Annotated in this window: 5 protein-coding genes; 2 read left to right on the plus strand and 3 right to left on the minus strand. The window is 67.6% G+C overall.

Features of this window, described 5'->3' with window-relative positions; translation table 11 throughout:
- Nucleotides 1-144 precede the first annotated feature (144 nt).
- From WB508_RS06930 to WB508_RS06940, 3 genes are all read right to left on the minus strand, one after another.
- Nucleotides 145-1,059, minus strand: coding sequence for a type II secretion system F family protein (locus WB508_RS06930; RefSeq protein WP_423844151.1), 915 nt, complete (start codon nucleotides 1,057-1,059; stop codon nucleotides 145-147).
- The gene (locus tag WB508_RS06935; RefSeq protein ID WP_423844152.1) at nucleotides 1,056-1,805 is read right to left on the minus strand and encodes a type II secretion system F family protein; all 750 of its coding nucleotides are present in this window, start codon (nucleotides 1,803-1,805) and stop codon (nucleotides 1,056-1,058) included. Before WB508_RS06935 ends, WB508_RS06930 begins: the two co-directional genes overlap by 4 nt.
- Nucleotides 1,806-1,906: 101 nt before the next feature.
- A complete protein-coding gene (locus WB508_RS06940; RefSeq protein ID WP_423844153.1) occupies nucleotides 1,907-3,145 on the minus strand; it encodes a CpaF family protein in 1,239 nt (412 codons plus the stop codon).
- 197 nt (nucleotides 3,146-3,342) lie between these two features.
- Between WB508_RS06940 and WB508_RS06945 the strand changes: the two genes are divergently transcribed.
- Both WB508_RS06945 and WB508_RS06950 read left to right on the plus strand, forming a co-directional pair.
- A complete protein-coding gene (locus WB508_RS06945; protein ID WP_423844154.1) occupies nucleotides 3,343-3,903 on the plus strand; it encodes a hypothetical protein in 561 nt (186 codons plus the stop codon).
- Nucleotides 3,904-3,970: 67 nt separating this feature from the next.
- On the plus strand, nucleotides 3,971-4,312 hold a 342-nt coding region (locus WB508_RS06950), incomplete at its 3' end, for a putative sulfate exporter family transporter (protein ID WP_423844155.1).

The following is a 4,312-nucleotide window of genomic DNA, read 5'->3' on the forward strand; positions in this document are numbered from 1 at the left end:
GACCGCAGCTGCGGGCCGGCGGCGGCCGCGATGATCGCGACGAGTCCGGCCGACATGACCGTGATCATGACCCAGCCCGGCACGTCACCGCGCTCGTCGCGGGCGGTCAAGCGTTCGATCCACTGCATGGGTTCCTCCTGTGATTCACGTTCCAGATGTCAGGTGCAGGCCGACCAGCCCCGGGTAGAAGGCGAAGACGATCGTGACCGGGAGCACGAGGAAGACCACAGGGATCATCATCGAGACTTCCTTCCGACCACCGGCTTCCATCAGCTCGCGACGTGCGGCGTCGCGTACATCGGCGGCCTGGGCGTGCAGGACGTCGACGAGCGGCGTGCCGCGCTCGAGCGCCACGGCGAGGCCCTCGGCGAATCGCGAGATGCTGGTGACGCCCGTGCGGCGAGCCAGCGCATCGAAGGCAGCTGCCATGGGCGTTCCGGTACGGATCTCAGCCAGAACCCGAGCGAGCTCATCGGCCAGACTGCCCCGACAGACCCGCAGGATTCGATCGAGACCCGCGACAGGGCTCTCACCGGCGGCCACCGCAAGGGCGAGCAGCTCAGCCACGATCGGGAACTCCTGCTCCATCTCCTTCTCGCGGCGGGTGACCTGCGCGCTGAGGCGCCGGTCGCACCCCATGACACCGGCGACGAATCCGAAGCCGCAGACACCGAGCAAAATGGGAACCGCGGTGCGTTGGGTCGTCCACAGCATGGTGGCCACGGCCGCCCCGCCAGCCCCACCCGCAACCCCCCACAAGGACTGGCGCAGTCGAAACTCCTCAAGGGTGGTCGCGACTCCGAGTCGGTCGAGCCGTGAACGCACGGCGCAGGCGCTGCCGACCCACTCGCCCACCACGACGGCCGCCCGCTGCACCGACGGTCCGAAGATCGCCACTGCGACCCCGTTCGATCGTCCGGGGGCGACCACGTACGGATGCACGTCGCGGACGTACGGGAGCACTCGTTGCTCCACCGAGGGTCGTCGGGTGCGCAGGACACCGGACCCGATCAACCACAGTCCTGCGGACAGCACACATCCGATCACTGCTCCACTCACGCGAGAATCCGTCGCTCAGCCGGGAGTCGACCGATCCACAGCATCAGCCGGTACGCCACGACGCAGGTGAGGGCTCCACCGCCGAGAATCAGCAGGCCAGTCGGGGAGGCGAAGCGGCGAGCTGCGTCGCCCTGGAAGCACATCAGCAGCAGCACGATCCACGGCGCCGCCACCGCCAGACGTGCGCCGGTGACGGTCCATGACTGGCGCGACTCGATCTCACCGCGGGTGCGTTGGTCCTCGCGCAAGAAGCTCGACAGCGACTGCAGCATGCGGCCGAGGTCTCCCCCGCCAACATCGCGGGCGATGCGCAGGGCTTCGACCACCCGGTCGCCGGTGGGGTCAGCAAGCCGATCCTTCAGCAGGTCGAGTGACTGATGGAACCGACCGGAGGACTGGTAGTCATGACCGAAGTGGACGAAAGGGTCCCGCAGCTCGTCCGGGCCTCTCTCGCCGAGCTGGATCAGGGCATCGGGCAAAGACAGTCCGGCTCGCACCGCCGACGTGAGGTTGTCGACGGCATCGGGCCACATCGCCGCGTGCGTGCTGCGGCGGTGGGTGGCTCTTCCCCGGAGCATCACGATGGGTGCGAATCCCGCCATGAGCCCGAACAGCACGCCGATGCCCGCAACTCCTGACGCTGCCAGCACCGTCACTGTCGCCAGCGAGAAGAGCAAGAAGCAGAATCCGACGAGCTGCCATGGTGCGACCCCAGCCACCCCAGCGGCCAGGAGCAGCTCGGTCACGCGGTCTCGGCGGCGCGTCGTGGGTCGAACCGTCGGTCGCCACGCCGGCTGGAGCAGAGCCCAAGCGATCAGTGCACAGCCCACACCCAGGACACCTCCGGTCAGAGCGCCCATCGCGAGCCTCCCAAGATCTGGTCGAGGTCGATGCTGGCGCGCTCGTAGGCGGCCCGGCGGACCGGAACTCCATGGTCGCGCTGGAGCGTGGTGCCGCGTCGGGTGAAGACCGGTTCGGACTCGATGATCCCGTTCTCCACCCGCCCGGTCACGGCGACGATCTCGCGGACTGCGCGGGAGCCGTCCGCGTCCAGATCGGTGTGGACGACGAGGTCGACCGACGCCGCGACGGTGGGCACCACGAAACGCGAACCGATGTTGTCGCCAGCCAGAAGCGGCAGGGTGCACATCTTGACCAGGGCCTGACGCGCTGAGTTCGCATGGATCGACGCCATGCCGGGCAACCCTGCGTTGAGTGCGAGGAGCAGGTCGAGGCACTCGGCGGCGCGTACCTCGCCGATGATGATGCGTGAAGGTCGCATGCGCAGGGCTTCCTTGATCAGTGCCCGCAGAGTGATCTCGCCTGTGCCCTCCAGCCCGGCTTGCCGAGTCTGGAGCGCCACCCAATCGGGGTGACCGCACGTCAGTTCGAAGACTTCTTCGACCGAGAGGAGCCGCTGGGTCCCCGGGATGGAGGCGGCCAGACAATTGAGGAGGGTGGTTTTTCCGGCTTGAGTGCCGCCCGACACCATGATGTTGAGTCCGGCTCGCACCGAGGCGTCGAGAAAGTCCGCCGTTCGACGATCCAGGCTGCCCAGCTCGACGAGGTCGGGGAGCGAGTGGGCCTTCGCGATGAACTTGCGGATGTTGACGGCAGCAAACCCGCGAGTGATGCCGCCGAGCACGACATGCAGCCGATGGCCACCAGGGAGCGTGGCGTCGACGAACGGCTGGCTGATGTCGAGGCGTCGGCCGCTGCTGGACAGCATGCGCTCGACCAGCTCACGCACCTGGTCGTGGGTCAGCACCAGAGCAGTCAGTTCGTGGGTGCCTTCCCTGGCTACGAAGATGCGGTCGGGCTGATTGATCCAGACTTCCTCGACCTCTTCGTCGTCGAGGAACTGTTGCAAGGGTCCGAATCCGGACACCTCGGCCAGGATCTGGCCGACGACGATCTCGGGCTGGTCAACGGGACGGACAGCACCGGTGAGGCTGCGGCGGTCGTGCTCGGCGATGACGTCGACGGCCGCGCGACGCACTGCGTCGGTGTCGGTGCGCGGGTCGATGCGGCGCTCGCGCACGAGGTCGCGTACTTGGTCGGCGAAAGCCGGTGCCAGTTGTTCCATCCCCCGATGGCCCTTCCCTTGCGAGGTGGCTTCCAGCGATGGTGTCGCAATCGGAGCATCCTGTGAACCCCCTGCCACATTCACTGTGCACAGTCCGAGCCGTCGAAGGATGGCCAACCGATCTGCTCGCGGCGCGAGACGGCCGCCACACGCGTCACTGTCGTCACTCCCGCCACTCATTGAGTCATGATGGGGGCATGAAGCACGTTCTGATCGGGTCGGTGTGCCTGTTGCTGCTAGCCGCTGGCTGCAGCAAGGACAAAGACGGAGCGGCCAAGCCCGCACCCACCTCCGACGCATCGAGCAGCGCAGTCCCCACGGAGTCGACAACGCCGACCATCGAGGCTCCCGATCCGGACGCCCCGGCCATCGATTACGAGACCTCCGAGGACTCCGGCAAGGTGGTGACCGCTCCGTCCGACGCGTCGGGCCTGTCGAAAGCGTCCGACGACTTCAAGGCGTTCATCTCAGCGGAGCTGAACCGGCTGCAGAACGAAGCTGGCGGCGACTGTCCCGAGAAGCCCACGATCCGGGTCAACCGCCTGCAGAATGCTGGCTGGGCGTCGGGCGGAGTCACGGTGCCCGAGTGCGGCGGCTACGCCGTGCTGTGGGCCAAGCAGGGGGGCGAGTGGTCGCAGGTGTGGGGCGGCCAGGAGCTGGTCGAGTGCACCACACTGGTGCGATACAAGTTCCCCGTCGCCGTAGCCGGGGATCAGTGCCTGAGCCAGGAGGGCTCGGCCTCCACGTACCGGGGATGAAAGAGCTCTGAATCCCCAGCTCTCGTAGCGGATCGCAGCGTCTCGTCGAGGTCGGTAGCCTGACGCGGTGAACACCCACGCCCGGCGGGCGGTCGCCTTCGTGCCAGCCGCGGTCGCGGCGTCGATCGCTGTGGCGATCGGCATCGTCCTGCCGCTGGCGGGGCCGCTGTTGATCGCGTTGGTTCTGGGGGCCGTGGCGGCGAACACAGCCATCGGTCGCCTTGACGCGCTGACCGATCAGGCGTCGACCACCAAGCTGCTGCTGCGGCTCGGGGTGGTGTTGCTTGGTCTGCAGCTGCCGATCGGCGACATCGCCGGCATCGGGATCAGCGGCATCGTGATCGTTCTCCCCACCGTCCTGGTCACGTATGCCGCCACCGTCGCGGCCGGCGACCGACTCGGTCTGGAT

It is taken from the genome of Aeromicrobium sp., assembly GCF_049586495.1.
In the GTDB taxonomy this organism is placed as follows: Bacteria; Actinomycetota; Actinomycetes; order Propionibacteriales; family Nocardioidaceae; genus Aeromicrobium.

What these genes read in the sequence shown, in the direction of transcription:
- WB508_RS06940 (WP_423844153.1), bottom strand. Translation starts at nt 3,145, where the DNA reads ATGGAACAACTGGCACCGGCTTTCGCCGACCAAGTACGCGACCTCGTG.
- WB508_RS06945 (WP_423844154.1), top strand. Translation starts at nt 3,343, where the DNA reads ATGAAGCACGTTCTGATCGGGTCGGTGTGCCTGTTGCTGCTAGCCGCT.